Below are 26,992 nucleotides of genomic sequence, written 5' to 3'. Positions count from 1 at the left end.
CCTCAGCGGTTGTAGGGCACCTCCTGGATCCACCGGAAGCCCCGGCCGAGCAGCTCGCTCCGGGACGTGTCCACCCCGCGCAGGCGCGCCTCGATGTCCGCCCCGTACAGCCGTCCCTTGAGCACGAGGTGCGCCGCGTCCGGCCGCTCGTAGGTGAACACGGGCGCCTCCACCGGGGGGCCCCCCATCGCCCCGAGCGTGAGCGTCCGCCGGGTGGGATCGTCCGTCAGACGGAAGTAGTGCACGCGCGCGTCGTCCAGCGTGCGCACCTGCATCACCCCCCGCGCGTTGATGGTCACGTGGCGCCAGCCCAGGCGATCGCCCACCAGGAGCGGCCGGGCCTGACCGTCCCGCTGGAAGGACTCCACCGTGTAGAGCCCCATCAGGGGGAAGTCCTGGTGCGCCTGGCGCACCTCCCACCGGGCGTGGGCCGGGGCGTAGACGAGCCACGCCACCGCGCTCCACTTGGCGCCCCCGAGCGCCCAGCGCTTCCAGCCCGACACGGCGAGGAACGGGCGCGGCGGCGCCGCCACCGCCGTCTGGTGCAGCACCAGCACCTGCGCGAGCCGCTTCACGTCCGGCAGCATCAGGAAGACACACAGCCCGAGCAGGTACGAGGACCAGAACTTGACGGGCACGTCATAGAAGACGTTGAGCGCCACCACGTGGGTCATGACGACCGCGAGCACCATCGCGCCCAGCGTGGTGGTGCGGCGCCAGAACAGCAGCACCGCGCCCAGCACCTCCGCGCCCCCGGTGAACAGGTTGTAGCCCGGCGACACGCCCATGAAGGTCCACAGCAGGCCCATGGGCGAGAACTGCCCCAGGGGTTGGAGCATCCGCTCGGGGCCGGGGGCGGCGAACTGGAGGTGGAACACCTTGGACAGGCCGTAGCTCAGCAGCGCGGAGGCCACGTAGTAGCGCACGTAGACGCGCAGCACGTCATGGGCCCGCGTGTACTCGCTCCGCATGCGATCCACCCAGGACCACGCCCCCGTCACCCCCGCCGCGAGCACCGCGATCAGCGCCATCCGCACGCAGTCGTACAGGGTGTCCCCGCTGCCCGTGGGCACGACGGCGATGGGGGCGTCCAGCCGCAGCACGTGTGCGCCCAGCCAGGGCACCACGGACCGCCAGAAGGCCTCCACCGCCGTCTGCGCCGCGTCCCAGCCCAGCGCCTCCAGGGGAAAGGGCACGCCGTAGAGGACCACGTAGGCGAAGAAGAACCGGAAGGCGAGCCGGCGCCCGAGGCTCCATCGCACGGGCACGGCCTCTGCCCGTGGCACCCCGTCGGCGAGGGGAGACACGGGCGCGGCGGCTTCGGGCGACAGCGGACGGACGGGCTGCATGGGGACCCCCTGGGCCCCCGACTCTAGCCCGCGCGCGGCCCCCGAAGACAAACGCCCCACCCCCCTGGCATTCCAGGGAAGCGGGGCGTGGACCTTCAGGAGAAGCCCGGGCCTACGACGGGCCTACAAGGTGCGGCCCGCCTTGAGCATGGCCTCGCCCACGTGCTGGCGGATCTCCTCCACCTTGGCCTCCCAGCTCTCGTGGCGGATGCGCTCGGCGCGCTCGCGCGAGGGACCGGCGCCCTCGGCCAGGCACTCGTCGATCTTCCGCACGAAGTCCGCCTCGTCCGTGGCCAGCTTGCACAGGCCCACCTTGCGCACCTCGGGGATGTCCGAGGACACCACCGGCAGGCCCGCCGCGAGGTACTCGCGCACCTTGAGCGGGTTGGCGTTGAGCGTGAGCTCGTTGACCCGGAAGGGCATGAGCGCCACGTCGAAGGCGCGGCAGTAGCCGGGCAGCTCCGCGTAGGACTTGCGCCCGAGGAAGTGCACGTTGGGCAGCGCCTTGAGCGCCGCCGGATCCACGTCCGGCGCCACCTTGCCGATGATGACCACCGAGCCCTCGGGGTGCGCCTTGGCCGCCGCGGCCAGGGCCTCCATGTCCACCCAGTCCGCCACCAGCCCGAAGAAGCCCAGGATGGGCTTGGGCAGGTTGGCGATGTCCGCCGGGATGGGCGTGGACGCGTCACACGCCTTCACGAAGTGGTTGAAGTCCACGCCGTGGCGCACGAGCGAGGTGCGCGGGTTGATGCGCGCCTTGTTCTCGCGCAGCCGCTCGGCCGACGTGATGACCACGTCCGCGCGTTTGAGCAGCTGCTCCTCCATCTCCGCGATGTGCCGCCCGTTCGTGTCGCTGAACGCGGAGAACTCGTCCACGCAGTGGTAGACGACGAACTCCTCGCCGAGCCGCCCGGACACCGGCGCCGAGGCCGGCAGGAACGACCAGGAGATGGGCCGCTTGAAGTGCAGCTGGCGCATGGCGCGCAGCACCTGGGCGCGCAGGAGCGTGCGGTTGAACGCGCGCACCGCCTCCGAGCCGTAGAAGGGCACCGCCAGCGGCGCGAGCACGAACAGGTTCGGCTCCACCTCGCGCACGCCCTCGGTGAACTTGGACAGCTTGTTCCAGATGCGCTTGACGTCGTGGGCGTTCGCCTTGGGCGCCCGGTTGCCAATGCTGTTCACCCACAGCACGCGGTTGTCTCGCGACAGGATCCGCATGATGTGGACCTTGGAGAGCGGATCCCCATCCCAGTCATTGGAGAAAACCACCAGGTCCCTGCCACGCAGGGAACGTCGGGACAGATCCATTTCCTCACTGCGCCGCATGTATCTCGCCTCCGAAAATCGTGGATGGAGTCAGCTCTCCATAAAGTTTCTTCAACACGGGCCCGGCATCGGGCGACACCACCTGCACGGGCCCCGCATCGAGCGCGTGGTGAACCTGGGCCGCCAGGTCCTCCGCGTCACCTGCCCGGAAGGTGTGGGCGCCTTGAGGACGGGCACACACGTCACTGGCCACACAGGGAACACCCAGGGCGAGCGCCTCGCGCACGGAGATGGCGTCTCCGTCATGGGTGGTGGGACGGATGAACGCGTCACAGCGCGCCATGAGGGCGAGCGCCTGGGCGTGCTCCAGCTCCCACAGGTTCTCCAACAGCGACTCGACACCGGCTTCGCGCGCATCGCGCATGAAGTCCTCCGAACGGGTTCCCGGACCGAACACGGCGAGCCCCACTCCGGGCCGCCCGTCCGCGATCCGCCGCAGCGCGCGGAACATCAGCGCGCGGCCATAGACGGGCGAGGGGTGGTGCGCCATGGCGAGCAGCGTCTGCCTGCGCGCGCGCGCCTCGAGAATGGCCGGGGTCGGCTCGCCCGGACGCACCTGCGAGCCGCAGAAGGCCGGGTAGACGACCACCTTCTCCGCGGGCACGCCGCAGTCCACCAGCGCCGTGCGCACCGCCTCGGACACGGCCACCACCCGTCCGTAGCCCGCCAGGGCCGCCCGGGCCAGGAGCCGACGGGACAGGGAGCCCGCCAGGTAGTCCGGGATGAGCCCCGAGTGCAGGGTGATGACCCGCCCCGAGCGAGGCGCGGGCACGGACGCGGCGGCGGCGAGCAGCCAGGACTTCGGGTTGTTGCCGCTCGTGTGCAGGTGCACCGTCCAGCCCTCGCGCAGGAAGCGCGCGAGCGTCAGGCCGAACGCGGCCGGGGTTCGTACCGGCAGCACGTCCGGCGCGGGCCGTCCGCCCTTGCCGATGTCCAGCACCACCGTCTCCACCCCACCCTCGCGCAGCGAGCCGTGGAGCTGTTGCACGTGCACCGCCACACCCCCATGGGGCGGCGGGTAGTCACCCACCAGGAGCACTTTCATGTCGGCAGGCCCTCCGGACTAGCGCGCGACGGAGGTCAGGGGCGGAGGCACGGCCTTCACCTCGTTGCGCCGGTCCACCTGGGGACGCAGTCCCATCTCGCGCTCGTAGGTGGCCAGCGGATCCGGATCCTTGCGGATCTCCCGCGCGGGAATGCCCCCCACCACCGCGCCCGGCGCCACGTCCTTCACCACCACGGCGTTGGCGCCGATGATGGCGAAGTCGCCGATGTGCACCGGGCCGAGGATCTTCGCCCCCGCGCCGATGCGCACGTAGTCGCCGATCACCGGCAGCTGCTTGAGGCCCGAGCGCCCGCCCACCGTCACCTGGTGGGAGATGAGGCAGTGCCGGCCAATCTTCGCGTCCTTGTGGATGACGATGCCCATGCCGCCGTAGCCCAGCTGGGTGCCCTCGCCGATCTCCGCCTCGGGCGGCAGATACGAGCCATGCAGGAAGTGGATGACCTTGCGCAGCATTCCTGGCAGCACGGGCACGCCCCGCTGGTGCAGCTTGTGTCCGAGCCGGTACAACCCAATCGCGTCGATCCCCATCACGCCCTCTCCCCTGTTGAACGGTGACGCCAAGCTAGGTACCCACCCCCAAGGGCGGGAGTCCCCCTGGACCGCTCAACGTTCACCAGCTAGCGGATCACCGCCCCCGCGTTCCGGCGCGAGCGCAGTGCCGTCAAGAAACCCAGCGGCCGGACCCCGGTGGCCGTCAAGACACCCACATATCCCAGCACGAAGAGGACCCCCGCCACGGCCAGGGGCAGCGCCCGCCAGACGAAGCCCTCGGGCAGGCCGCTCCACGCCTGGTGGGTGGTGGCGCGCAGGGCGAACACCGCGCCCCCCGCCGCCAGGGCCGCCAGCGACGCCTTGCCCAGCTCTCCCCAGGGGATGAGGTCGCGCACCCGCAGGCGCAGCGAGGGGGTGGACAGCGCCGCCGGCACCCGCGCGAGCAGCGTGCACTTGCCCACCAGCTCCGCCACGGCCCAGGACACCACGCCCCCCATCATCCCGAAGCGCTTGACCCCCACCCACACGAGCGGCACCGTCACCGCCGCCTTCACCAGGTAGGACAGGAAGATGGCCCGCGTGTGCCCCCGCGCGCGCAGCACGCCGTCCATGGGGAGGATCGCCAGCACCACGCCCAGCACGCTGACGCGGAAGATGGGCACCGCCTCGAGGAACTTCGCGCCGAACAGCGCCCCGATGAACTCGGGCGCGGCGGCGAAGAGGAACGCGCTGAAGGGCAAGAAGAGGAAGGCGAGCTTGCCCGCGGCTTCGCGGAACGCCTCCACGCCCTCCTCCAGCCGGCCCTGCTTCTCCAGCTCGCCCAGCCGCACCATGAGCACCTCGCTCGTGGGCGTGTAGAGCAGGTCCACCACCGGCAGCTGGAAGCAGCCCACCCGGTAGAGCGCGTACAGGGCCGGGCTCACCACGCCCGCCACCATATAGAGGTGGGCGTTCTGCTGGGGGATGGCGAGCGCCATGGCCGCGCCGAAGGGCGCCGCGTACACGAGCTGCTCGCGCAAAAGCCCCGCCCGCACGAGCGGACCGGTGCTGCCCCGCGGCGCCACCACCCAGGTGGCCGCGTAGCGCAGGAAGGTGAAGCCCACCACCGCCCACATCATCCCGTGCAGCCCGAAGCCCAGGAGGCACGGCACCACCATGGCGGCCGCGCGCACCGCGTCCGACACCAGGTAGACGAGCGCCGACTGCTTCGTCTTGCCCTGGCTGGTGAGGGAGATCTCCAGCGGGAAGGAGCCCAGGAGGAAGGCGGTGTAGAGCGCGAGCGTGCCCCGGTGCTCGAGCAGCGCCGGGTTGTCGAAGTGGCGCGCCACGGGACCCAGCAGGGCCCACACGAGGCCCGCGGCCACCACGCCCGCGGCGGACATGAACAACAGCGTCTGCCCGAGCCAGGGACGCTTCTCCTCGGCGCGCGGCAGGAAGTAATAGAGGCTCTGCACCACCCCGAAGGGCAGCACGTAGTAGAGCGTCGTGGCGATGAGGAAGAGCTGGTAGTAGGTGCCGTACTCCGCGAGGCTCAACACCCGCGCGAGCACGAGGGGAATGGACAACGTGAGCCCGGCGGTGAACAGCCGGGCCAGCACGAGGGGACCCGCCTTCCCCATGAAGGAGGAGGCGGGCTTCGGGGGGACAGCGTCGCTCACCAGGCGACCCCTTCCTGGATGATGGGGCTGGGCGGCGGCGAGAGCGCGTCCTTGTCCTTCTCCGTGCGCTGCGGGCGGCGGCCGAGCACCGGCTCGCGCATGCCCAGGGTGCCGAAGCAGTCGTCCAGCTGGCACACGGTGAGGCTCGGCGAGTAGCTGCCCGTCACCCCCACGCTGAAGTTCTCCCAGAGCACCTTGCGCTTGAGGGTGAAGGGGTTGCCGCCGATGCGGTTGGACATGTCCTCGGTGGTGACGGCCGAGCGGAAGCCGTTGCGCATGAGCACGTCGATGACGTCGTCCGAGTACCAGCCGTTGCAGTAGGCGAAGTCGCGCACGGGCGTGCCCAGCTCGCGCTCGATGATGGCCTTGGACTCACGCACCTCGCGCTCCACCACGTCCAGGGGCTCGTGGGTGAGCACCACGTGGCCGAGCGTGTGCGCGCCGAACTCGAACCCGTCCCGGGCCATCTCGCGCACCTCGTCCCAGTTCATCAGGTCTCCCTGCTCGGGCAGCTTGGGCACGTCGGGGCCCAGGCGCGCCTCCAGCGCGTGGATGGTGTCCACGAGCGTGGCCGAGGAGTGATGGCCGATGAAGTCGTCGAGCGCGGCGGACAGGCGCTTGCGCCCGGACATCACCTCCGTCATCAGGCTGGCCGCGGGCTCCTCCAGCACGTCGAACATCGGCTGGAAGCCCTGCGCCTGCACCTGGTGCACCAGGTGGAAGAGCCGGTCGTGGTTGAAGCGGAAGTCCGTGCCGATGAGGTTCGAGGGCAGGTAGGTGATGGCCGGCACGCCCATCTCCTTGAGGACCGGGTAGGCGTAGCGGTACACGTCCCGGTAGCCGTCATCGAACGTCACCACGCACAGGTCGTCGTGGGCCGTCTTCGCCCCGGACATCACGTCCAGCGCCTCGCCGATCGTGGCGAACTTGTAGCCCGCCGCGGACAGGCCCTCCAGGTGCCGACGGAACGTCTCCTGGGAGATGAGCAGGCCGGGGATGGAGCGCTGCAGCTCCCCGAAGAAGTCCTCCACCACCCGGTGATAACTGACGATGAGCACCCGGCGGCCACCCGACTGGTGCCGCCTGTAGGAGGCCAGGGCCTTGCGCAATCCACTGTGGTGGAGCACCCCCGCCGCCGCCGACTTCATCGCCCGCCGCACCACGCCTCGCATGTCCATCGCTGTTTTCCTCTCCAGGTGACTCCGCATGCTTCTGCGGCGTTTCCTTGCACCCGGTATGCCAGCGGATTCCCAGGCCCCCTCCGGGAAAGGGGCACCCTCGCATAGGGTAAGTCCTTGCCCAGGGCGTGCCGTCCACGGGGGGTGATCCCCGCAATGGAGGTGTTGACGGGGTGAAACAGTCACCGTTCCGCCGCTGACAAGTGCCCCGTTATCCGGGCAACCCCCGCCTGTCCGTTCTGGAGAGGGCGGCCGGGCGGCCGAGCGGAGGCTGAAAAAAGTTCTCCTCTTCTGTCCCCCGGTCCACCCCCTCGGTCCCGGGGCGGGACGGAAAATTGCCCTCCGAGGGAGATCACCTGCCGCCCTTCTCCGAGGCGCCGTGTCCCCTCGCCGCCCAGGCGGCCCCGGGTGCTTTCGCTGGAGTGTGGAGAAGTTTCCAGTTACGAACGCTCCCGCCGATGGATGCTTCTCCCGCGCCGCCCCCCGCGCTCGCCTTCCATGACGTCAGCAAGCGCTATGGCCGCCATTGGGCCCTGGCGCGCTTGAGCTACTCCCTGCCCCAGGGGCGCTCGTTGCTGCTCACCGGGCACAACGGCTCCGGGAAGACGACGCTCCTGCGGCTGGTGGCCACGGCGCTCTCCCCCACCCATGGCCGGGTGGAGGTGCGTGGGCGAGACTGTGTGCAGGAGCGCGAGCAGGTGCGCCGCGAGGTGGCGCTGCTGTCCCACGCGAGCTTCCTTTATGAGGACCTGACGGCGCAGCAGAACCTGGTGGTGCTGGCGCGGCTGTTGGGCGTGGCGTCTCCGGCGGACGTGGCCGAGGGCCTGCTCGGCAAGGTGGGGCTGACGCAGCGCACGGAACGCCCCGTGCGGCAGTTCTCCGCGGGCATGCGCAAGCGCCTGGCCATCGCGCGACTGCTGCTCAAGAAGCCCGCGGTGGCGCTGCTGGACGAGCCCTTCGGGGAGCTGGATCCCGCCGGCATCGCGGCCATGGAGGCCATCATCGGCGAGCTGAAGACATCGGGCGTCACCGTGGTGCTCGCCACCCACCTCATCGAACAGGGCCTGAGCCTGTGCGAGGAGCGCCTCCACCTGTCGGACGGCCGGGCGGTGGCGGCATGAGCGACTTCCGGCGCATCTCCCTGCCGCGGGCCGTGGGTGTTTTGCTCGCCAAGGACCTGCTCATCGAGTGGCGCACGCGCGCCCGGCTCAACGCGCTCATCTTCTTCGCCCTGGCCACGCTGCTGCTCTTCTCCTTCGCGGTGGGGCCGGACACACGGCTGCTGGCGCGCAACGCGGGGGGCTACCTGTGGCTCGCCCTCCTGTTCGCCAGCGTGCTCGCCCTGGGGGAGTCCTTCCGGGTGGAGCAGGAGAACCTCACCCTGGACGGGCTGCGGCTCGCGCCGACGGACGCGCGGGCCATCTTCCTGTCCAAGGCCCTGGGCAACACCCTCTTGCTCGTGGCGCTGGGCGTCTTGCTGGTGCCCGTCATGGTGGCGCTCTACGGGGTGGAGCTGGTCATGGGGCCTGTCCCCCTGGCGACCACCCTGGTGCTCGGCTGCATGGGAATCAGCGCGCCGGGCACGGTGTACTCGGCCATCGCGAGCAACGCGCGGGCACGGGACGTGCTGCTTCCGTTGTTGCTGTTCCCGCTCATCATCCCGGCGCTCCTGGCGGCGGCCAAGGCGACCCAGCTCGTGCTGCAAGGCGACCCCATGCAGCAGCTGGGCTCATGGTTCGGGCTCCTGTCGGGATTCAATCTGATTTACTGGGGACTGGGCTTCGCGCTCTTCCCCCGCGTCATCGAGGACTAGAGGTAGGCATGCACACGGTGCTTCAGGTGCTTTCGGCGGCGGCGGCGCTCGCGTCGGTCGGTCTGGGAATCTTCCTGGGCGTGAAATGGGCGCCCCCCGGCTCGCGCTACAACGGCCGGCCGCTGCTCTGGGGCATGACGGGCGTGGCCCTGGCCCTGCTGGCGCTCGGCTCGTGGATGGGCCTGGCCTGGACGCCGCCCGAGCGGGAGATGGGCCAAGTCTACCGCATCATCTACGTGCACGTGCCGGCCATGTGGATGAGCCTCCTGGCGCTGGTGCTCAACTTCTGCTTCTGCGTGGCGTACCTCTTCAAGTCGAGCTGGAAGAAGGACGCCATGGCCGAGGCCTCCGCCGAGGTGGGCCTCCTGTTCGGCACCTATGGCCTGGTGCTCGGCTCCATCTGGGGCAAGCCCACCTGGGGCGTGTACTGGGACTGGGATCCGCGGCTGACGGCCATGGCCATCATGCTGGTGACGTACGTGGGCTACACGGCGCTGCGCCGCTTCGTGGAGGATCCGGAGAAGCGCGCGGTGTGGAGCGCCGTGGTGGGCATCATCTCGGGCATCAACACGCCCATCGTCTGGCAGTCGGTGAAGTGGTGGCGCAGCCTGCACCAGGTGCAGTCCACGCCCAAGACGGTGGATCCGGACATGGTGCTCGCGCTGCGGGTGAACGCCTGGGCCTCGCTCATCCTGCTCACGCTCTTCCTCCTGCACCGCTACCGCATCGCCCTGGCCACGCGCGAGGCCGAGGTGGCCCTGCCCGACGCCCTGCCCCCCGATGCGTCCGGGTCTCCCAAGGTCTCCCCGCCGCGCGGCACCCCCACGGAGGTCGTCTGATGTCCGCCCTGTACGAGGTCTCCACCGCCGTGCTCGCCCAGGTGGGCGAGGGTCGAATCCGGGGCGGCTGGGGCTACATCTGGAGCTCCTACGGCATCGCCTGGGGCTCGCTCGCGCTCTACGGCCTGTCGCTGTGGCTGCGCCGTCCCACTTCTTCGCGCCCTTCCAAGGACTGAGCCCCCCATGACGACGACTCCGCAGACGCGCAACCGCCTCATCGCCGTGGCGGCCCTGCTGGTGGCCGGTGCCGGCCTCGCCCTGGTGGCCTTCGGCAACATCGGCGAGAACCTCGTCTACTACTGGCGGCCCTCGGAGATGCTGGCCCAGGGCGACAAGGCCTACGGCCCCATCATCCGCCTGGGCGGCCAGGTGCAGCCGGGCAGCATCCAGTGGGACGAGCAGCACACCACCCTGCACTTCCGCGTCATGGACAGCGAGCAGCCCGACGCGGCGCACGTGCTCGTGCGCACGAGCGAGGTGCCGCCGCAGATGTTCCGCGAGCGCATCGGCGTGGTGGTGGAGGGCACCTACGACAAGTCCCAGACGTTCCAGGGCAGCCGGCTCATGGTGAACCACTCCAACGAGTACCGCGCGCCCAAGACGGACGAGGACGTGAAGAAGATGTTCGAGGAGATGCAGAAGCAGGAGACGACCACCACCGCCTCGGCGAGGAGCCCGTGAAGTCCTCGCTCGGCTATGGACTGGTGCTCGCGGGCCTGGCGTTCGCGAGCTTCGGCGCGCTGGTGGGCCTGGTCAGCGGCATGCGCCGCAACGACGCGGCCTTCCCCTGGGTGATGCGCTGCGTGGTGGGCTTCTTCGCCTGCATGCTGGGCGCCAACGGGGTCATGGAGTGGGCGCTGCTCTCCAATGACTTCAGCGTGAAGTACGTGGCGCAGGTGGGCAGCATCGCCACGCCCACGCCCTATAAAATCGTGTCGCTGTGGAGTGCCCTGGAAGGCTCCATCCTCTTCTGGGGCTTCATCATGGGCAGCTACGTGATGGCGTTCGCGTGGGTGCACCGCCGCGAGCACGCGCGGTACATGTCGCTGGCGCTCGGCACCATGCTCGCGGTGGGCGTGTTCTTCGCCTTCCTCATCGCGGGGCCGGCCAACCCCTTCCACGCGATGTCGCCGGTGCCCGCGGACGGCCCGGGCCCCAACGCGCTGCTACAGAACCACTACCTGATGATCATCCACCCGCCCATGCTGTACCTGGGCTACGTGGGCATGACGGTGCCCTTTGGCATCGCGGTGGCGGCGCTGCTGCGCGGGGAGATGGGGGATGCGTGGATGGCGCCCCTGCGGCGCTGGACGCTCTTCGCCTGGCTGTTCCTGAGCATCGGCATCATCCTGGGCGCGTGGTGGGCGTACGCGGTGCTCGGCTGGGGCGGCTACTGGGCGTGGGACCCGGTGGAGAACGCGTCCTTCCTGCCGTGGCTGACGGCCACCGCGTTCATGCACTCCACGCTCGTGCACGAGCGCAAGAAGATGCTCAAGCTGTGGACGCTGAGCCTCGTGCTGTCCAGCTTCGTGCTCACCATCCTGGGCACGTTCATGACGCGCTCGGGCATCTTCAACTCGGTGCACAGCTTCACGCAGTCGGACATCGGGCCCACGTTCCTCGTCTTCATCGCCGTGCTGCTCTTCGTGTCCGTCACGCTCCTGGCCGTGCGCGGCCCGCTGCTCGTGGCCGAGAGTCAGATCAAGTCGCTGCTGTCGCGCGAGACGACCATCCTGGTGAACAACCTGGTGTTCGTGGCCATCACCTTCACGGTGCTGCTCGGCACGCTCTACCCGCTCATCTCCGAGGCGGTGCGCGACGTGAAGGTGAGCGTGGGCGAGCCGTACTTCAACAAGATGGCGGTGCCCGGCGGCGTCATGGTGCTCTTCCTCATGGGCGTGGGCCCCATGCTTCCCTGGGGCAGCGCGGATCCCAAGACGGTGCGCGAGCGCTTCTGGATTCCGGCGGCCGTGGGCGTGGCGGTGGTGGGCGCGTGTCTGGCGGGGGGCCTCAGGGGCTTCTACCCGCTGCTCACGTTCGGGCTGGCGGGCTTCGTGACGGTCATCACCCTGCGCGAGCTGGCGCTGCCGGTGAAGGTGCGCATGCAGGAGCACCGCGAGGGCTTCGTCTCGGCGCTGGTGGGCAGCGCCACCCGGGCGCGGCGGCGCTTCGGCGGCTACATCGTGCACCTGGGCATCGTGATGATCCTGGTGGCGGTGGGCGCCTCGTCCGCCTACGTGACGCGCACCTCGGGCACGGTGCGCGAGGGCGAGTCGCTGAAGATCGGCGGCTACCAGGTGCAGTACCTGGGGCTGGCCAGCGGGCGCGAGCCGCACCGCACCTATGTGGCGACCCATCTGCGCGTCACCGCGCCGGACGGCTCGGTGAGTGAGCTGTCCCCCCGGATGAACTACTACGAGACCATGACGGATCCGGTGGGCACGCCCGCGGTGCGCTCCACGCCCCGTGAGGATCTCTACCTGTCGCTCATGGCCTTCTCCGAGGAGCGGCGCACGGCGAGCTTCAACGCGTGGATCTTCCCGCTGGTGGGGTGGATCTGGTGGAGCATCCCCCTGCTGGTGCTCGGCACGCTCATCGCGCTGTGGCCGGCGCGCAAGGCGCGCGCCGTGGCCGAGCCGCGCGTGACGCCCGCGGTGGGCGCTCCGCCCGAGCCCGGGGCCGGCATGAACCAGGGGGCGGCATGAACTGGCGTGTCACGGCGCTCTTCGGGGTGATGTGCCTGGCCCTGGTGGGCGTGCTCTACAAGGGCTTCGGGCGCAATCCGCACGAGGTGCCCTTCATGCTCAAGGGCCAGAAGGCCCCCGGCTTCACCCTGCAGTCGCTCGACAGCGGGCAGCGCGTGAGCCTGGAGCAGCTCAAGGGCCGCCCGGTGGTCGTCAATTTCTGGGCGTCGTGGTGCGGCCCCTGTCAGAGCGAGCACCCGGTGCTCGAGTGGGGCGCCAAGCAGTTCGGCACCCAGGCGCAGTTCCTCGGCGTGGTGTTCGAGGACACGGACGACAACGCACGCGCCTTCCTGTCGCGCTTCGGCGCGAGCTTCCCGCAGCTGTCCGATCCGCGCTCGCGCATGGCCGTGGACTACGGGGTCGCGGGCGTGCCCGAGACGTACTTCATCGACACCCAGGGCACCATCCGTGGCAAGCACGTGGGTCCCATCGATCCGCAGACGCTCGCCGGATGGATCAAGGATCTGTCCGCGGCAGCCCCCACCGCCCAGCAGTGAGTCCGCCGCAGTGAGTCCGGAGGTCGCAGCCCATGGAGTGCAAGGAATGCGGTGAGGTGGCACGGGACAACACCCTGCGCTACTGCGAGAACTGTGGCGCGAAGATGCCCGCGCTGCCCCCTGGAACGGCGCGCCGCACGGGTGCCCGGCCCGCCATCACCACCACGGGTCGCTCCCGGCCCTTCGTTCCGGCCAAGGACGCCCTCCCGGACGACGACACCCAGGAGCAGTCGCAGAGCCCCCACTTCGTGGCCCCTCCGGCGCGGGAGGAGCACACGGATCCCGGCCTGCCGGCGGCGCCCGCGTATGACGGGCCCGCGTGGCTCGCGCACGTGCCGGCCCACTCCCCCACGGTGCTCGGCCTGGGCGTGCTCGCGCTGGCCGTCTTCCTGTCGTTCTTGCCCTTCTTCGCCGGCGTGGGGCCGCTCTGGTCCGTGGTGGTCATCGCCGGGGGCTGGTGCGTGGCGGCGCGCGAGTGGCGCGAGGCCGGGCTGCGCCATCCGCTGGTGGACTGGGTGCCCGAGCAGCTGCTGCACCCGGCCGTCCCCGCGCTCTACGCGGTGCTGGTGGCGGCGCTGGCGCTGCGCATGGTGAGCCTGGGCTTCACGCCCCTGCTGTGGCTCGCGGGCGCGGGGCTCGTGGGGTACGACCAGTACCGCAAGGTGTACGCGAACGAGCACGGGTGGCACCGCTTCTTCGAGCCGCGCCAGCTCGTGCGAGGGGTGACGCCGGTGGCGCTCGCGGGCGTGGCGCTCTGCCTGTTGTCGCTGTTCCTCGCCTGGGTGCCCACCCAGCGCGCGGCGAGCCGCGCGGCCCCGCGCGCGGGCCCCTCCGAGCTGCGCGTGGAGGAGTCGCCCGTGCCGGCCACCTACGACTTCGACCTGCCCTCCAACGCCGGGTGGGATCAGCCCATGGCGGTGACGCTGGAGCTGTTGCTGCTCGCGGTGCTGGGGCTCATGGCGCTGCACCCCGAGGTGCCCCGGCCGGACTGGCTGCGCTTCGCGCCGCTGGGCGTGGTGGGGCTGGGCTTCGTGTGGACGCTGTTCTGTCTCTTCACGCTCGGCTTCACCGTGGGGCCCGTGCTGTTCCTGGTGGGCTTGGTGGCGGTGAGTGTCGTGTCGGGCCGCGAGGCCTTCGCGCGGGCGCCCGCGCTCGAGTGAGCGGGGCGCGCCGCGGCGGGACGGCTACTCCTCGGAGCCGTCGCCGGAGCCGTCGCCGGAGCCATCCTCGAGCAACTGGGCGATGCCGGGCGTGGAGGCGCCGGGCAGCCGGCGCACGCTGGACAGGTGGTGCAGGAGCAGCGCGCGGTTGTCGCCCACCGACAGGTTCTGCATCTCCAGGGCGCCGATGCGGTCCTCCGGGCTGAAGGCGCTCTCGACCTTCTCCATGGAGAGCTTGCTCGGATCGTAGGACATGTGCTCGGCCTGGGTGTCCAGCAGCGTGTAGTCATCGCCGCGGCGCAGCTCCAGGGTGACGCTGCCGGTGATGCTCGGGGCCACCCACCGGGTGAGCGAGTCCTTGAGCAGCAGCGCCTCGGGATCGAACCACTTGCCCTCGTACAGGAGGCGGCCCAGGCGCCGGCCCAGGGTGGCGTAGAGGTCCGTGGTGTTCTCGTTGTGGATGGCCGACAGCAGGCGCTCGTAGACGACGTGCAGCAGCGCCATGCCGGGGGCCTCGTAGATGCCGCGGCTCTTGGCGTCGATGACGCGGTTCTCGAGCTGATCGCTCATGCCCAGACCGTGCCGCCCGCCGATGCGGTTGCACTCGAGGAACAGCTCGAACACGGAGTCGTAGCGCTTGCCGTTGAGGGCCACCGGCAGGCCCTGGGCGAACTCCACGGTGATGCGCTCGGCGCGCACGTCCACCTCGGGGCGCCAGTGGGCCACGCCCATGATGGGCTCCACGATGTTCATGCCCTTGTCCAGGTGCTCCAGGTCCTTCGCCTCGTGGGTGGCGCCCAGCACGTTGGCGTCGGTGGAGTAGGCCTTCTCGGTGCCCATGCGGTAGGGCAGCTGGATGGAGGCCAGGTACTCGCTCATCTCCTTGCGGCCCCCGAAGGCGCTGACGAACTCGGGATCCAACCAGGGCTTGTAGATGCGCAGCGCCGGGTCCACGAGGATGCCGTAGCGGTAGAAGCGCTGGATGTCGTTGCCCTTGTGGGTGCTGCCATCGCCGAAGACGTGCACGCCGTCCTCGCGCATGGCGCGCACGATGGCGGTGGTGGTGACGGCGCGGCCGAGCGGCGTGGTGTTGAAGTACTTCTTGCCGCCCACGGACAGGTGGAAGGCGCCGCACTGGATGGCGACGAGGCCCTCGCGCACCATGGCCTCGCGGCAGTCCACGAGCCGGGCCTGCTTGGCGCCATGGCCCATCGCGATGGGGGGGATGTCGGCGGGGTTCTTCTCGTCGGGCTGCGCGAGGTCGGCGGTGTAGGCGTACACGTCGAGACCCTTGCGCGACATCCACGCCACGGCGGCGCGGGTGTCCAGGCCGCCCGAGAAGGCGAGGCCGATGCGGGTACCAGCGGGAGGAAGCGAACGGTAGATCCGGCTCATGGCGCGGGCGCGTAGCACGGAAGCGGCCTGTCCGTCCCGCCTCACGTGTAGACTGCGCGGCCATGCGGGCCGCGACCCACCTTGGACGAGCCTGGGCCCTCGTCCTGCTAGTCCTCTTGTGTTGGATGCCGTCCACGGCGTTGGGTCATCCCCCCGCGCCCGGAGACGACACGATCCGGGCGCGGCTCAAGGCCTGCCTCCTCGCGGGGGACATGGCCTGCGTCGTCGACCAATACCTGCTGCTCAAGGACCTCGGCCGGGTTCCGGACTGGCTGGTGGCGTTCCAGGGAGCGTTCGCCGTCGCCAACCGCAAGGCCGGCGAGTGCGAGAAGGTCGCCCGACTCATTCATGAGGGGTTGACCCGGCTCGGACAACGTCCGGAATGGGTGCGGTTCACGGTCGTCGGGCATCGAAAAGTCCTGGGTTTCGATGAACTCTCACAAGGGGTGGTGAGCCGAACCCACCAACTCGCTACGACGGGTCACCACGTGGCCATTCACATCGAGGGCAGAGTCATCGATGCCTACACGGGACCCGCAGGACTACCCTTCTCCGATTATCTGAGTCGCCTCCATGTAGCGCCCGGCAGTCGACTCCTGCACGAGGTCATCCAACAGCCATGACCGACAAACGCATCGTCAAGGAAGAACCCATCCCCGAGGAGTGGAGGGGCCGCTCCGTGGGGCTTGTGGACGCGCTGCTTTACGCCCGACAACAAATCCGCGACAAGCGCGGACTGTGGTTCGTGACGGACTTCGACACCGTGGAATCCCTCGTGTCGTTCATCGCCGGGTGGGCCTCCAACACCCAGTTCAACCAGCGGAGCGATCCGGAGTGGGAGGAGTTCCAGGACTGGCTCCGGGACGAGAAGCACGAGGCCCCTGGCGAGGGCTGGCACGTGAAGTACCTGCGCGACTGCGACGGAGACCACGAGCGCGCGGCCCTGAAGTTCCTCGATTTCGCCCAGGAATTCAGGGAATCACGCCGAGGGCCGCGCGCTCCGTCCTGATCGGCACGGGCATCGCCCCACCCCATGGGCTAGTCTCCTCCGGGCGAAACACCTTCGAGGAACAACCATGTCCCGCACCATTCGTGCCCCGCGTGGCAACGCTCTGTCCTGCAAGGGATGGGTCCAGGAAGCCGCCCTCCGGATGCTGATGAACAACCTGGATCCCGACGTGGCCGAGCGGCCCGAGGATCTCGTCGTCTACGGCGGCATCGGCAAGGCCGCACGCGACTGGCCGTCGTTCGATCGCATCGTCCAGAGCCTCCAGGGGCTCGCCGATGACGAGACGCTGCTCGTGCAGTCCGGCAAGCCCGTGGGCATCCTGCGCACCCACCCGGACGCGCCCCGCGTGCTCATCGCCAACTCCAACCTGGTGGGCAACTGGGCCAACTGGGACCACTTCTTCGAGCTCGAGAAGAAGGGGTTGATGATGTACGGCCAGATGACCGCCGGGTCATGGATCTACATCGGCACCCAGGGCATCCTCCAGGGCACCTTCGAGACCTTCGCCCAGGCGGGCCGCGTCCACTTCGGCTCGGATGACCTGGCGGGCCGATTGGTGCTCTCCGGAGGCCTCGGCGGCATGGGCGGCGCCCAGCCCCTGGCGGCCACCATGAACAACGCCGTCTTCCTCGGCGTGGAGATCGATCGCACGCGCGCCCAGCGCCGCGTGGAGACGCGCTACCTGGACGTCGTCGCCCAGGACCTGGACGAGGCGCTGGCGCTCGTGAAGGAGGCGCAAGAGAAGCGCCAGGGCCGCTCCATCGCCGTCATCGGCAACGCCGCCCAGGTGTACCGCGAGCTGTACCGGCGGGGCATCAAGCCGGACCTCGTCACGGATCAGACGAGCGCGCACGATCCGCTCAACGGCTACATCCCCACGGACATGACGCTGGAGTCGGCGGCGGAGCTGCGCCAGCGCGACCCCAAGGGCTACGTGGAGCGGGCGCGCCAGTCCATGGCGGTGCAGGTGCAGGCGATGCTCGACTTCGCGCGCGCGGGCAGCCACGTGTTCGACTACGGCAACAACATCCGCGCCCAGGCGCAGCTGGCCGGGCTGGAGGGCGCGTTCGACTTCCCGGGCTTCGTGCCCGCCTACATCCGCCCGCTCTTCTGCGAGGGCATGGGGCCGTTCCGCTGGGTGGCGCTGTCGGGAGACCCCGAGGACATCCGCCGCACGGACGAGGCGGTGCTGGAGCTCTTCCCGGAGAAGGCCTCCTTGCGCCGCTGGCTGACGCTCGCGCGCGAGCGCGTGGCCTTCCAGGGCCTGCCCGCGCGCATCTGCTGGCTGGGCTACGGCGAGCGCCACAAGGCGGGCCTGCGCTTCAACGAGATGGTGCGCACGGGCGAGCTCAAGGCGCCCATCGTCATCGGCCGCGATCACCTGGACTGCGGCTCGGTGGCCTCGCCCAACCGCGAGACGGAGGCCATGAAGGACGGCACGGACGCGGTGGCCGACTGGCCCATCCTCAACGCGCTGGTGAACGCGGTGAATGGCGCCTCGTGGGTGTCCTTCCACCATGGCGGCGGCGTGGGCATGGGCTACTCGCTGCACGCGGGCCAGGTGATCGTCGCGGACGGCACGCCCGAGGCCGCGCGGCGCATCGAGCGCGTGCTCACGTCGGATCCCGCCATGGGCGTGCTGCGCCACGCCGACGCGGGCTATCCCGAGGCCCACGAGGCGGCCCACAGCCGCGGCGTGCGCATCCCCGGCATCACCGAGTGATCTGATGGAAACCCTGGAGCTGCTCATCCGCAACACGTCCGAGGTGCTCACCGTGGAGGGCTCGCCCCAGGAGCCCGCGGAGCGCGCCCTCACGCCCCAGCCCAACGCCTGCGTGGGCGTGCGCCGGGGCAAGGTCTGGTACGTGGGCTCCGAGGGCGCCCTGCCCCCAGGCGCCATCGGCCCCTCCACGCGCGTGCTGGACGCCCACGGGCAATTCGTGGGCCCGGGCTTCGTGGACCCCCACACCCACGCCGTGTTCGCCGGCGAGCGCGCGGCGGAGTTCGACCTGCGGTGTCAGGGCGCCACCTACTTGCAGATCGCCCAGGCCGGCGGCGGCATCGTCAACACGGTGCGCGCCACGCGCTTCGCCAGCGAGGAGGATCTCATCCGGCTCGCCCTGCCCCGGCTGCAGCTGATGCTCGAGTACGGGGTGACGACCGCCGAGGTGAAGAGCGGCTATGGCCTGTCGCTCCAGGACGAGCTGAAGATGCTGCGGGTGGTGCAGCGGCTCTCGGCGCTGCAGCCCGTGGAGCTCATCCCCACGCTCATGTGCGCGCACGCCGTGCCCGAGGAGTACCGCGAGTGGCGCGAGCCCTACCTGGACCTGTGCATGCAGGAGATCATCCCCGCGGTGGCGGAGCAGGGCCTGGCGCGCTTCTGTGATGTCTTCGTCGAGCAGGGCGCCTTCACGCCCTCGGAGGCCCGCCGGGTGCTCGCGGCGGCGCAGAAGCGGGGGCTCAAGCCCCGGCTGCACGTGGATCAGCTCACGAGCGGCGGCGGCGCGGAGCTGGCGGCGGAGGTGGGCGCGGCCACCGCGGACCACCTGGAGCAGGTGAGCGACGCGGGCATCGAGGCCCTGGCCCGGGCGGGCGTCTCGGCGGTGCTGGTGCCCACCTCCACCCTCTTCCTCCGGGTGCGCCCCTACGCCCCGGGCCGCAAGCTGCGCGACGCCGGCGTCAACGTGGCGCTGGGCACCAACCTCAACCCCGGCTCGGGCATGAGCGAGAACCTGCCCCTGGCCCTGGGGCTCGCCTGCCTGGAGAACGGGCTGACGGCCGCCGAGGCCTACTGGGCGGCCACCCGAGGGGCGGCGCTCGCGCTCGGTTTGAATACATACGGCCGCATCACCGTGGGGGACCCGGCCAATCTTGTCATCTTTTCGTGCTCCAATTACCGCCACCTTCCCTATCATCTAGGAATCAATCACGCGCGAATCGTGATCCGGGATGGACACGTGGTGGTAGAACAAGAAAAGGCCCTGTGTGCGTGATTTCGAGCGCACAAGGGGCGCTGGAAGGAACTTCCCAGTCGGGCCGGCCGTTAGCATCAAACAACCACGCCTATGTGCCGACTCTTTGGATTCCGCTCATCGATTCCGTCTGCTGTTCATCCTTCCCTCGTGACGGAGAAGAACTCTCTTCTCCACCAGTCGAAGGAGCACAAGGATGGCTGGGGCATCGCCGCCTACCAGGTGGGCAGCCAGCCATCCGTGGCCCATGGGCTCGGCCCGGCGCACTGTGATCCGGACTTCGAGCGGGTGAGCAGCCAGGTGTCCTCCCGCACGGTGGTGGCCCACATCCGCCTGGCCTCGGTGGGGAGCGTGGAGCGGCGCAACGCCCACCCCTTCACCCATGGCCGGTGGTGCTTCGTGCACAACGGCACGCTCAAGAACTTCGCGCTGCACCAGAACGCCCTGGAGGGGCTCATCCGGGACGATCTGCGCTCGCTCATCCAGGGCGCCACGGACTCCGAGCGCTGCTTCTACCTCTTCCTCACGCGGCTGTCCGAGCAGGGCCAGTGCCTGGTGGACACGGCGTGCGTGGAGAAGGTGGCCCGGGCGCTGGCGGAGACCATGAGCCTGGTGTCGGCCATCACGGACATGCCCGGGCAGGAGCGCTCGTCCATGAACTTCCTCGTGACCAACGGGGACGTGATGGTGGCCACGCGGCGCAACCGCACCCTCTTCCTCTCGGACACGGCGCCCGAGACCGGCCGGTGCATGCACCGCGCGGACATGGGCCCGCCCAAGCCGGGCACCCGGCTGGAGCAGTTCGTGCTCGCCAGCGAGCGGCTGTCCGGCGAGGACCACTGGCACCAGGTGGGTGAGGACGAGATCATCGGCGTGGACAACAACCTCGTGCTGCACCAGTGGAAGCTGCAGGAACTCTCCACTCCCACCTGAGTCCGTTACGGGCCCCGGGCGCTTCCCGGCGCGCCCCAGCGGACCACGCTGGCCGCTTCCGTCATGTCCCCGTGCACCACGAAGGTGCGCCGGGGCATGGGCTCGCCCTGGAGGGACACCTCGGGCGTGCCGCCCTCCGCGCTGCGCACCTCGTAGGACACCTCCGCGTCGACGGGCAGGCGCACCATGCCCAGGTAGTGCCCGTCCGGGCCCCGGCGCAGGTAGAAGCCCGGCACCGCGCCTCCGCCCAGGGCCGGCTCGGAGCCCACCACGGTGATGGAGGTGGAGCCCGGCGTGTCGGGCGGCACGGTGACGTCGAAGGTGACGCTCGCGTGCGGGACGATGCGGGGCGGAGGCTCGATGGCGCCACATCCCAGCACCGCACCGGCGAGCGGGATGAGCGACAACCACTTCAGGGCGTGGACAGGGCTCATGGGCCGCGAGGATAACGCGCCCCGCGCCTCCCCTCGCGCCGCCTCCCGACGGACTGTTCTCCCCGGAAAGTGCCCGCCCGCCTCGGTGTCGGACATTCACCGGTTCTCGGGCAGCCAGGCCTCCAGCAGCTCGGCGGGCCGCTCGCCCCAGGCCTCGACGAGCAGCTCGCGCACGTCCTCCTCCACCTCGCGCAGGGACACGCGCAGGTACTCGCGAGGCGCGGCCCGGGGAATCTTGTCCAGCCACTCCACCAGCATCGCGCCCTCCCCGCCCACCAGGTCCAGGAAGCCCGTGGCGTACAGCTCGTCGTAGTCCTCCAGCCGGTAGAGGTCCGCGTGGAAGAGCGGGATCCGGCCCCGGTAGGGGTAGACGATGGCGAAGGTGGGGCTGGCCACTTCCGAGCGGGCCACCTCGGCGCCCTCGGCCACGCCGCGCACCAGGTGCGTCTTGCCCGCGCCCAGGTCCCCCACCAGGCCCACGAAGTCCCCGGGCCGCAACAGCCGCCCGAGCTTCACGCCCCAGGCATGGGTTTCCTCCGGGGACGCCGAGCGCAGCGTCCGGGTCCGCGTGGGCGCGCTCATCGGTCCCACCGGGTCCACACCTGGCACAGGCCCTTCACCACGTCCGTGGCGATGAGCCCCAGCTTCCCGCGCCGCGCCATCATCAAGTCTCCCGCGAGCCCATGGGCGAACACCGCCGTCCGGGCGGCCTCGGGCGGCGCGAGGCCCTGGGCCAGCAGCGCGCCGAGCAGGCCACTGAGCACGTCCCCGGTGCCGCCCGTGGACATGCCGGGGTTGCCCGTGGGGTTCACGTCCACGGTGCCGTCCGGGTGCGCCACGAGCGTGCGCGCGCCCTTGAGCACGAGCGTCACCCCGTGGGTGCGCGCGAAGTCCCGCGCCACCTTCACCCGCTCCTTCTGCAAGGCCTTCGTGGACACGCCGGCCAGGCGGGACATCTCGCCCGGGTGGGGCGTGAGCACCAGCGGCCCCTTCGCCCGGCGCAGCACGCCCAGGTCCGGGGCGACGGCGTTGAGCGCGTCCGCGTCCAGCACCACCGGGGACTCGGTGCGCGCGAGGAGCTCGCCGAGCAGCCGCGCCGTCTCCTCGCCCCGGGGGATGCCCGGCCCCACCACGAGCGCGCTCTTGCCCTCGGCCGCCGCGAGCAGCGGCTCCAGGTCCGCGAGCCCCAGGGGGCCCGGCGTCTCCAGGGGCCAGCCCATCACCTCGGGCGCGTGGCCGAGCACCGACTCCACCACCGCCGCGCGCGTGGCCACCGTGACGAGCCCCGCGCCGCCGCGCAGCGCGCCCAGCGCGGACAGGGCCGCCGCGCCGGACTTGCCCGGACTGCCCGCCACCACCAGCACGTGCCCGTAGGTGCCCTTGTGCGTGTCCGAGCGCCGGGGCGCGAGCGCCTGCCGCGCGTCCGCCTCCTCCACGAGGAAGAGCTCCTCGCCCGCGCGCGGCGCCACGGCCGCCGCGGGCAGGCCGATGTCCACGCGCCGCACCTCGCCGCACAGGGTGGCGCCGGGCTCGAGCACCTGCGCGGGCTTGAGCTCGCCGAAGCTCACGGTGACGTCCGCCTCCACGCAGGGCGCGAAGGGCTCGGCCGAGTCCGACTGGAGCCCCGAGGGCACGTCCGCGGCCAGCACCTTCGCGCCCGCCTCGCGCCAGCGCCGCATGTAATTGATCGCCTCGGCGAACGGGCCCTCGGGCGCCCGGGACAGCCCCGTGCCGAAGAGCGCGTCCACCACCACGTCCCCGGGCCGGGGCGTCGCCACCGCCGCGAGGGCCTGGGGCTCGAGGCCCACGGCGAGCAGGTTGCGCTGGACGTCGGCGGTCCGCTTCGCCGCGTCCCCCACGAGCACGAGCGCCACCCGCGCCCCGCGCTCCCGGAGGACGCGCGCCGCCACCAGCCCGTCCCCCCCGTTGTTGCCCGGCCCGCAGACGACGACGTGGCGGCCCTCGGGGGCGGCGAGCGCGTGCGCCACGTCCGCCAGCGCCCGGCCCGCGTTCTCCATCAACAGGGCGGACGGCAGCCCGTGGTGGGCCTCGGCGGCCTGCTCGGCCGCGCGCATCCGCTCGGCGGTGAGGACTCGGCGCATGTCTCAGCTCCTCTCCTGGAGGACGACCGTGGCGGCGGCCACCCCCGCGTCATGGGTGAGCGCGAGGAAGGACTCCGCGCGCCGCTTCTCCATCTCCTGGAGCGCCACGCCCGACAGCCGGAAGCGCGGCGGTCCGCCCTCGCGCACCACTTCCATGTCATGCCAGGTGAGGCCCGGGGGCGCGCCCAGCGCCTTGACCAGCGCCTCCTTGGCGGCGAAGCGCGCGGCGTAGGCGTTGGCCGCGTCCGAGCGGGCACCGCAGTACGCGCGCTCCGCGGGCGTGTACACCCGCGCGAGGAAACGCTCGGCGCGCGGTCCGTCCAGGATGCGCTGGATGCGCGCCACCGAGCAGATGTCCAACCCCAGGCCGATGATCGCCATGGAGTGGAAGCGCTAGCCCGGATCGCGCATCAACTCCAGCATCTCGCGCACGGCCCGCTCGAAACCCACCAATACCGCGCGCCCGACGATGGCGTGGCCGATGTTCAGCTCGTCGATCTCCTGGATGCGCGCGATGGCCCGCACGTTGTCGTAGTTGAGCCCGTGGCCGGCGGCCACGCCCATGCCCAGCCGCGCGCCCGCCTTGGCCGCGTCCACGATGCGGCTGAGCTCGCGCTCGCGCTCGCGCTCGTTGCGTGCCTCGCAGTAGCGCCCGGTGTGCAGCTCGAGCCGGTCCGCGTTCACCTTGTGCGACGCGCGCACCTGGTCCAGGTCCGGATCGATGAACAGCGAGACGGCGATCTCCCCGTCCTTGAGGTTCTTGATGATCTTCGCGAGCCCCTCGCGCTGGCCGTTGACGTCCAGGCCACCCTCGGTGGTGAGCTCCTCGCGCCGCTCGGGCACGAGCGTCACCACGTCCGGCTTGTGCTCGTAGGCGATCTTCACCATGTCCTGGGTGGCCGCCATCTCCAGGTTGAGCAGCGTCTGGACCGTCTGGCGCAGGATGCGCAGGTCGCGCTCCTGGATGTGCCGCCGGTCCTCACGCAGGTGGATGGTGATCTGCCCGGCGCCCGCCAGCTCCGCGAAGGCGGCGGCCGTCACCGGATCCGGATAGGTGGTGCGCCGCGCCTGCCGCAGCGTCGCCACGTGATCCACGTTCACACCCAGTCGCTGTCCCATGTCGGCCGCTCCCTCGCGCGGGGCCCTTGCGCCCCGCGCGCCCTTCTACTCGCGGCCCGGGACTGCCTGTCAACCGTTGAGCGCCTGGGTGAGCGCGTCGGCGATCTGCTTGGCGTACTGCTCGTTGCGCGCGGCGTCCGTGCCCTCGATGAGCACGCGGGCCTTGGGCTCGGTGCCGGAGAAGCGCACGAGCACCCGGCCGTCCTTGCCCAGCTTCTTCTCCACGTCCTGGATGGCGCGCATGACGGTGGGCAGCTCGCCCAGCTCGCGCTTGTTCTTGACGACCACGTTGAGCAGCGTCTGGGGCACGGGCTCGAAGATGGAGGCCAGCTCGCTCACGGGCTTCTGCTGGCGGCACATGACCGCGAGCAGCTGCAGCGCCGCGAGGGTGCCGTCGCCCGTGGTGGTGTGGTCGGAGAAGATGAGGTGGCCGCTCTGCTCGCCGCCCAGGTTGTAGCCGTTCTTGCGCATCTCCTCGACGACGTAGCGGTCACCCACCTTGGTGCGCACCACCTTGACGCCGTAGCGGGCCACGGCGCGCTCCAGGCCGATGTTGCTCATCACCGTGGACACGAGCGTCTTCTTCTTGAGCTCCTTGCGGGTGACGAGCTCGCCGGTGCAGATGGCCATGATGGCGTCGCCATCCACGACCTTGCCCTTCTCGTCCACGACGATGAGGCGGTCGGCGTCACCGTCCAGCGCGATGCCCAGGTGGGCCCCGTTCTTCACCACGCACTTGGCGAGGTTCTCCGGGTGCAGCGCGCCGCACTTGTGGTTGATGTTCTTGCCGTCCGGCTGCACGCCCAGGGTGATGACCTTGGCGCCCAGCTCCTCGAGCACCGCGGGGGCCGTCTTGTAGGCGGCGCCGTTGGCGCAATCCACGACGACCGTGAGCCCCTCGAGCGTCAGCTCGCGCGGGAAGGTCGTCTTGAGGAACACGATGTAGCGGCCGCGCGCGTCCTCCAGGCGGAAGGCCCGGCCGATCTTCGTGGCCGTGGGGCGGATGGAGTCGATGGCGCCGCTGGCCACCAGCTCCTCGATCTTCGCCTCCGTCTCGTCCGGCAGCTTGAAGCCGTCGCGCCAGAAGAACTTGATGCCGTTGTCCTGGTAGGGGTTGTGCGAGGCGGAGATGACCGCGCCCGCGTCCGCGCGCATGGAGGTGGTGAGGTTGGCGATGCCCGGCGTGGGCAGCGGACCCACCAGGTCCACGTCCACGCCCATGGAGATGAGGCCCGCGGCGAGCGCCTGCTCGAGCATGTAGCCGGACAGACGCGTGTCCTTGCCGATGATGACGCGGTGGCGGTGCGGGCCGTTGCGGATGAGGTGCGCGAGCGCGCGACCCAGCTGCATCGCCACCTCCGCCGTCATCGGGTAGACGTTGGCAACACCCCGGACGCCGTCCGTGCCGAACAACCGCTGGGAGGCCCGCTCTTCCTTGGGGGGCATGTTCATCCTGTACGCCATAAAAGTACCGCTCCACCTTTCCCTGGGCCGGCCACGAGACCGGGCCACCGACGCCAGAGGGCTTATACCGTGCCCTCCACAGGGGCCGAAGTTAGGGAGTGGAAGTCCCCTGGACAAGCGGGCGGCCAGCCAACACTCCCCGTGCCCCGCGGTGGGTCGGTGTGCGTCTCACCTGGGCGCCCCTCTCCCGCCATAGCGGGCGCCACCCTCCAGGGCCTCGCGCAGGGCGTCGGCCACGGCGAGGGCATCCCGCGTCTCGGCCACATCGTGCACCCGGACGATGTCCACGCTGCCCAGCGCCGCCAGCGCGGCCACCGAGCCCAAGGACGCCGCCAGCCGCTGGTCGACGGGGCGCCCGCCCGTGAGCCCGCCGAGGAAGCCCTTGCGGCTGGTGCCCACGAGCACCGGCAGGCCCAGCACCCGCAGCTCGTCCAGGCGCCGCAGCAGGAAGAGGTTGTGGCCCGCCGTCTTGCCAAAGCCGATGCCGGGATCCACGAGCAGCCGCTCGCGCGCCACCCCCGCGGCCACCGCGCGCGCCACGCCCTCCTCCAGGAAGGCCAGCACGTCCTCCACCACGTCCTCGTAGTGCGGCGCGCGCTGCATCGTCTCGGGCGTGCCCTGGATGTGCATGAGGCAGCAGGCCGCGCCCGCCTCGGCCACCGCGCCGAACAGGGCCGGATCGAAGTGCCCTCCGCTGATGTCGTTGATGAGCACCGCCCCCGCCGCGAGCGTGCCGCGCGCCACTTCCGCCAGGGTGGTGTCCACGGACAGGGGCACGTCGGTGCGCGCGCGCAGCCCCTCGATGACGGGCAGCAGCCGGGCCAGTTGCGCCTCCGCGGGCACCGGGCGCGCGCCGGGCCGGGTGGACTCGGCGCCCAGGTCCAACAGGTCCGCGCCCGCCTCGGCGAGCCGCAGGCCCTGGGCCACGGCGGCCTCGGGGTCGAGGTAGCGCCCCCCGTCGGAGAAGCTGTCCGGCGTCACGTTCACCACGCCCATGACGTGGGTGCGCGCGCCGAAGTGGAGCGTGCGGCCCCCCAGCCCCAGGGGCGCGGGCGGACCCGCGGCGGCCCAGACGCGCGCGAGCGCCTCGGCCAGGGCGCCCTGCTCCGGCAGGGCCCGGGCCCGCGCCACCACCCGCTCGAACTGCTCCTTGCGTCCGGAGAGCAGGCCCGTGCCCGGACGGGTGCGCGGATCGCCCGCCACCCACGTGGGGTACTCCTCGCGCCCGGGATGCTCGCTGTCGGCGAAGAGCCCCGCCAGGAAGCGCCCCTGCTCGCGCTCGAGCCCCGTGAGCAGCACGTGCACGAGCGGCAGCTTCTCCAGGAGGTAGTCGCGCGCGGGCGTGGGCAGGCCCAGCCGGAGGAAGGCCGGCGCGAGGTCGGCGGGACGATCGAGGCGGAGCGGGCGGGCGCGGAGCATGGGCGTGGGGGGCGCGGGGAAAA

Annotated in this window: 27 protein-coding genes; 13 read left to right on the top strand and 14 right to left on the bottom strand. The window is 70.8% G+C overall.

Going from position 1 to position 26,992, the window contains the following annotated elements:
- Window positions 1-2: 2 nt before the first annotated feature.
- The 6 genes from I3V78_RS20260 to I3V78_RS20235 form a co-directional block, all read right to left on the bottom strand.
- Window positions 3-1,349 (bottom strand): hypothetical protein, encoded by a 1,347-nt coding sequence (locus I3V78_RS20260; protein ID WP_204490103.1) that lies wholly within the window; start codon window positions 1,347-1,349, stop codon window positions 3-5.
- 123 nt (window positions 1,350-1,472) lie between these two features.
- Window positions 1,473-2,675 (bottom strand): glycosyltransferase, encoded by a 1,203-nt coding sequence (locus I3V78_RS20255; protein WP_204490102.1) that lies wholly within the window; start codon window positions 2,673-2,675, stop codon window positions 1,473-1,475.
- Window positions 2,662-3,720, bottom strand: coding sequence for a glycosyltransferase family 4 protein (locus I3V78_RS20250; RefSeq protein WP_204490101.1), 1,059 nt, complete (start codon window positions 3,718-3,720; stop codon window positions 2,662-2,664). The genes I3V78_RS20255 and I3V78_RS20250 overlap by 14 nt, the downstream gene beginning before the upstream one ends.
- An 18-nt stretch (window positions 3,721-3,738) precedes the next feature.
- Window positions 3,739-4,269, bottom strand: coding sequence for a serine O-acetyltransferase (locus tag I3V78_RS20245; RefSeq protein ID WP_204490100.1), 531 nt, complete (start codon window positions 4,267-4,269; stop codon window positions 3,739-3,741).
- Window positions 4,270-4,358: 89 nt separating this feature from the next.
- Entirely contained in the window at window positions 4,359-5,852 is a 1,494-nt protein-coding gene (locus tag I3V78_RS20240) for a lipopolysaccharide biosynthesis protein (RefSeq protein WP_204496721.1), read from the bottom strand.
- A 35-nt stretch (window positions 5,853-5,887) separates the two neighbouring features.
- A complete protein-coding gene (locus tag I3V78_RS20235; protein WP_204490099.1) occupies window positions 5,888-7,069 on the bottom strand; it encodes a polysaccharide deacetylase family protein in 1,182 nt (393 codons plus the stop codon).
- A gap of 458 nt (window positions 7,070-7,527) precedes the next feature.
- Here I3V78_RS20235 and ccmA point away from each other — a divergent pair, with 458 nt between their 5' ends.
- From ccmA to I3V78_RS20195, 8 genes are read left to right on the top strand one after another with little or no spacing between them, the layout of a single operon-like run.
- Window positions 7,528-8,190, top strand: coding sequence for a heme ABC exporter ATP-binding protein CcmA (gene ccmA / locus I3V78_RS20230; RefSeq protein WP_204490098.1), 663 nt, complete (start codon window positions 7,528-7,530; stop codon window positions 8,188-8,190).
- A complete protein-coding gene (locus tag I3V78_RS20225; protein ID WP_204490097.1) occupies window positions 8,187-8,882 on the top strand; it encodes a heme exporter protein CcmB in 696 nt (231 codons plus the stop codon). The genes ccmA and I3V78_RS20225 overlap by 4 nt, the downstream gene beginning before the upstream one ends.
- A gap of 8 nt (window positions 8,883-8,890) precedes the next feature.
- Entirely contained in the window at window positions 8,891-9,721 is an 831-nt protein-coding gene (locus I3V78_RS20220; protein ID WP_204490096.1) for a cytochrome c biogenesis protein, read from the top strand.
- Window positions 9,721-9,897, top strand: a complete 177-nt coding sequence (locus I3V78_RS20215; protein WP_204490095.1) for a hypothetical protein — start codon at window positions 9,721-9,723, stop codon at window positions 9,895-9,897. Before I3V78_RS20220 ends, I3V78_RS20215 begins: the two co-directional genes overlap by 1 nt.
- Window positions 9,898-9,904: 7 nt before the next feature.
- Window positions 9,905-10,402, top strand: a complete 498-nt coding sequence (locus I3V78_RS20210; protein ID WP_204490094.1) for a cytochrome c maturation protein CcmE — start codon at window positions 9,905-9,907, stop codon at window positions 10,400-10,402.
- Window positions 10,399-12,426: a cytochrome c-type biogenesis CcmF C-terminal domain-containing protein gene (locus tag I3V78_RS20205; RefSeq protein ID WP_204490093.1), complete on the top strand. Its 2,028-nt coding sequence runs from the start codon at window positions 10,399-10,401 to the stop codon at window positions 12,424-12,426. The genes I3V78_RS20210 and I3V78_RS20205 overlap by 4 nt, the downstream gene beginning before the upstream one ends.
- Window positions 12,423-12,962 (top strand): TlpA family protein disulfide reductase, encoded by a 540-nt coding sequence (locus I3V78_RS20200; protein WP_204490092.1) that lies wholly within the window; start codon window positions 12,423-12,425, stop codon window positions 12,960-12,962. The genes I3V78_RS20205 and I3V78_RS20200 overlap by 4 nt, the downstream gene beginning before the upstream one ends.
- A 32-nt stretch (window positions 12,963-12,994) precedes the next feature.
- Entirely contained in the window at window positions 12,995-14,122 is a 1,128-nt protein-coding gene (locus I3V78_RS20195; protein ID WP_204490091.1) for a zinc ribbon domain-containing protein, read from the top strand.
- Window positions 14,123-14,146: 24 nt separating this feature from the next.
- Here I3V78_RS20195 and argG read toward each other — a convergent pair whose 3' ends face one another.
- Window positions 14,147-15,517 carry an argininosuccinate synthase gene (gene argG, locus I3V78_RS20190; RefSeq protein ID WP_204490090.1) on the bottom strand — a complete coding sequence of 457 codons (1,371 nt, stop codon included), beginning with the start codon at window positions 15,515-15,517 and terminating at the stop codon, window positions 14,147-14,149.
- Between the two features lie 212 nt (window positions 15,518-15,729).
- Between argG and I3V78_RS20185 the strand changes: the two genes are divergently transcribed.
- From I3V78_RS20185 to I3V78_RS20165, 5 genes are all read left to right on the top strand, one after another.
- Window positions 15,730-16,140, top strand: coding sequence for a hypothetical protein (locus tag I3V78_RS20185; protein WP_204490089.1), 411 nt, complete (start codon window positions 15,730-15,732; stop codon window positions 16,138-16,140).
- Entirely contained in the window at window positions 16,137-16,526 is a 390-nt protein-coding gene (locus I3V78_RS20180; RefSeq protein WP_204490088.1) for a hypothetical protein, read from the top strand. Before I3V78_RS20185 ends, I3V78_RS20180 begins: the two co-directional genes overlap by 4 nt.
- Before the next feature lie 67 nt (window positions 16,527-16,593).
- Window positions 16,594-18,249 carry a urocanate hydratase gene (gene hutU / locus I3V78_RS20175; RefSeq protein WP_204490087.1) on the top strand — a complete coding sequence of 552 codons (1,656 nt, stop codon included), beginning with the start codon at window positions 16,594-16,596 and terminating at the stop codon, window positions 18,247-18,249.
- 4 nt (window positions 18,250-18,253) lie between these two features.
- Complete coding sequence (gene hutI / locus I3V78_RS20170) at window positions 18,254-19,519, top strand: imidazolonepropionase (protein WP_204490086.1); 1,266 nt, start codon at window positions 18,254-18,256, stop codon at window positions 19,517-19,519.
- Between the two features lie 72 nt (window positions 19,520-19,591).
- On the top strand, window positions 19,592-20,431 hold the full coding sequence (locus I3V78_RS20165; protein ID WP_204490085.1) for a class II glutamine amidotransferase: 840 nt from the start codon (window positions 19,592-19,594) through the stop codon (window positions 20,429-20,431).
- Window positions 20,432-20,436: 5 nt separating this feature from the next.
- On the opposite strand, the gene I3V78_RS20160 is transcribed toward I3V78_RS20165, so the two are convergent.
- The 7 genes from I3V78_RS20160 to folP form a co-directional block, all read right to left on the bottom strand.
- Window positions 20,437-20,865, bottom strand: coding sequence for a hypothetical protein (locus tag I3V78_RS20160; protein WP_204490084.1), 429 nt, complete (start codon window positions 20,863-20,865; stop codon window positions 20,437-20,439).
- A gap of 96 nt (window positions 20,866-20,961) precedes the next feature.
- Window positions 20,962-21,447, bottom strand: a complete 486-nt coding sequence (gene tsaE, locus I3V78_RS20155) for a tRNA (adenosine(37)-N6)-threonylcarbamoyltransferase complex ATPase subunit type 1 TsaE (protein ID WP_204490083.1) — start codon at window positions 21,445-21,447, stop codon at window positions 20,962-20,964.
- Window positions 21,444-22,967, bottom strand: a complete 1,524-nt coding sequence (locus I3V78_RS20150; RefSeq protein ID WP_204490082.1) for an NAD(P)H-hydrate dehydratase — start codon at window positions 22,965-22,967, stop codon at window positions 21,444-21,446. Before I3V78_RS20150 ends, tsaE begins: the two co-directional genes overlap by 4 nt.
- Before the next feature lie 3 nt (window positions 22,968-22,970).
- A complete protein-coding gene (acpS, locus tag I3V78_RS20145) occupies window positions 22,971-23,348 on the bottom strand; it encodes a holo-ACP synthase (protein WP_204490081.1) in 378 nt (125 codons plus the stop codon).
- A gap of 12 nt (window positions 23,349-23,360) precedes the next feature.
- Window positions 23,361-24,086 carry a pyridoxine 5'-phosphate synthase gene (locus I3V78_RS20140; protein ID WP_204490080.1) on the bottom strand — a complete coding sequence of 242 codons (726 nt, stop codon included), beginning with the start codon at window positions 24,084-24,086 and terminating at the stop codon, window positions 23,361-23,363.
- A 69-nt stretch (window positions 24,087-24,155) separates the two neighbouring features.
- Window positions 24,156-25,550 carry a phosphoglucosamine mutase gene (gene glmM / locus I3V78_RS20135; RefSeq protein ID WP_204490079.1) on the bottom strand — a complete coding sequence of 465 codons (1,395 nt, stop codon included), beginning with the start codon at window positions 25,548-25,550 and terminating at the stop codon, window positions 24,156-24,158.
- A gap of 168 nt (window positions 25,551-25,718) precedes the next feature.
- Window positions 25,719-26,969, bottom strand: coding sequence for a dihydropteroate synthase (gene folP / locus I3V78_RS20130; RefSeq protein WP_204490078.1), 1,251 nt, complete (start codon window positions 26,967-26,969; stop codon window positions 25,719-25,721).
- Between the last annotated feature and the right edge of the window lie 23 nt (window positions 26,970-26,992).

The organism is Archangium primigenium (assembly GCF_016904885.1).
In the GTDB taxonomy this organism is placed as follows: domain Bacteria; phylum Myxococcota; class Myxococcia; order Myxococcales; family Myxococcaceae; genus Cystobacter; species Cystobacter primigenius.
This window is presented reverse-complemented; position numbering and strand designations above follow the sequence as displayed.

Coding starts and splice junctions, on each gene's coding strand:
- glmM (WP_204490079.1), bottom strand. CDS start 25,550: ATGGCGTACAGGATGAACATGCCCCCCAAGGAAGAGCGGGCCTCCCAG.
- I3V78_RS20200 (WP_204490092.1), top strand. CDS start 12,423: ATGAACTGGCGTGTCACGGCGCTCTTCGGGGTGATGTGCCTGGCCCTG.
- I3V78_RS20210 (WP_204490094.1), top strand. CDS start 9,905: ATGACGACGACTCCGCAGACGCGCAACCGCCTCATCGCCGTGGCGGCC.
- I3V78_RS20160 (WP_204490084.1), bottom strand. CDS start 20,865: ATGAGCCCTGTCCACGCCCTGAAGTGGTTGTCGCTCATCCCGCTCGCC.
- hutU (WP_204490087.1), top strand. CDS start 16,594: ATGTCCCGCACCATTCGTGCCCCGCGTGGCAACGCTCTGTCCTGCAAG.
- I3V78_RS20235 (WP_204490099.1), bottom strand. CDS start 7,069: ATGGACATGCGAGGCGTGGTGCGGCGGGCGATGAAGTCGGCGGCGGCG.
- I3V78_RS20220 (WP_204490096.1), top strand. CDS start 8,891: ATGCACACGGTGCTTCAGGTGCTTTCGGCGGCGGCGGCGCTCGCGTCG.
- I3V78_RS20180 (WP_204490088.1), top strand. CDS start 16,137: ATGACCGACAAACGCATCGTCAAGGAAGAACCCATCCCCGAGGAGTGG.
- tsaE (WP_204490083.1), bottom strand. CDS start 21,447: ATGAGCGCGCCCACGCGGACCCGGACGCTGCGCTCGGCGTCCCCGGAG.
- acpS (WP_204490081.1), bottom strand. CDS start 23,348: ATGGCGATCATCGGCCTGGGGTTGGACATCTGCTCGGTGGCGCGCATC.
- I3V78_RS20185 (WP_204490089.1), top strand. CDS start 15,730: ATGGCCTGCGTCGTCGACCAATACCTGCTGCTCAAGGACCTCGGCCGG.
- folP (WP_204490078.1), bottom strand. CDS start 26,969: ATGCTCCGCGCCCGCCCGCTCCGCCTCGATCGTCCCGCCGACCTCGCG.
- ccmA (WP_204490098.1), top strand. CDS start 7,528: ATGGATGCTTCTCCCGCGCCGCCCCCCGCGCTCGCCTTCCATGACGTC.
- I3V78_RS20255 (WP_204490102.1), bottom strand. CDS start 2,675: ATGCGGCGCAGTGAGGAAATGGATCTGTCCCGACGTTCCCTGCGTGGC.
- I3V78_RS20225 (WP_204490097.1), top strand. CDS start 8,187: ATGAGCGACTTCCGGCGCATCTCCCTGCCGCGGGCCGTGGGTGTTTTG.
- I3V78_RS20250 (WP_204490101.1), bottom strand. CDS start 3,720: ATGAAAGTGCTCCTGGTGGGTGACTACCCGCCGCCCCATGGGGGTGTG.
- I3V78_RS20140 (WP_204490080.1), bottom strand. CDS start 24,086: ATGGGACAGCGACTGGGTGTGAACGTGGATCACGTGGCGACGCTGCGG.
- I3V78_RS20150 (WP_204490082.1), bottom strand. CDS start 22,967: ATGCGCCGAGTCCTCACCGCCGAGCGGATGCGCGCGGCCGAGCAGGCC.
- I3V78_RS20165 (WP_204490085.1), top strand. CDS start 19,592: ATGTGCCGACTCTTTGGATTCCGCTCATCGATTCCGTCTGCTGTTCAT.
- I3V78_RS20195 (WP_204490091.1), top strand. CDS start 12,995: ATGGAGTGCAAGGAATGCGGTGAGGTGGCACGGGACAACACCCTGCGC.
- I3V78_RS20215 (WP_204490095.1), top strand. CDS start 9,721: ATGTCCGCCCTGTACGAGGTCTCCACCGCCGTGCTCGCCCAGGTGGGC.
- I3V78_RS20260 (WP_204490103.1), bottom strand. CDS start 1,349: ATGCAGCCCGTCCGTCCGCTGTCGCCCGAAGCCGCCGCGCCCGTGTCT.
- argG (WP_204490090.1), bottom strand. CDS start 15,517: ATGAGCCGGATCTACCGTTCGCTTCCTCCCGCTGGTACCCGCATCGGC.
- I3V78_RS20240 (WP_204496721.1), bottom strand. CDS start 5,852: ATGGGGAAGGCGGGTCCCCTCGTGCTGGCCCGGCTGTTCACCGCCGGG.
- I3V78_RS20245 (WP_204490100.1), bottom strand. CDS start 4,269: ATGGGGATCGACGCGATTGGGTTGTACCGGCTCGGACACAAGCTGCAC.
- hutI (WP_204490086.1), top strand. CDS start 18,254: ATGGAAACCCTGGAGCTGCTCATCCGCAACACGTCCGAGGTGCTCACC.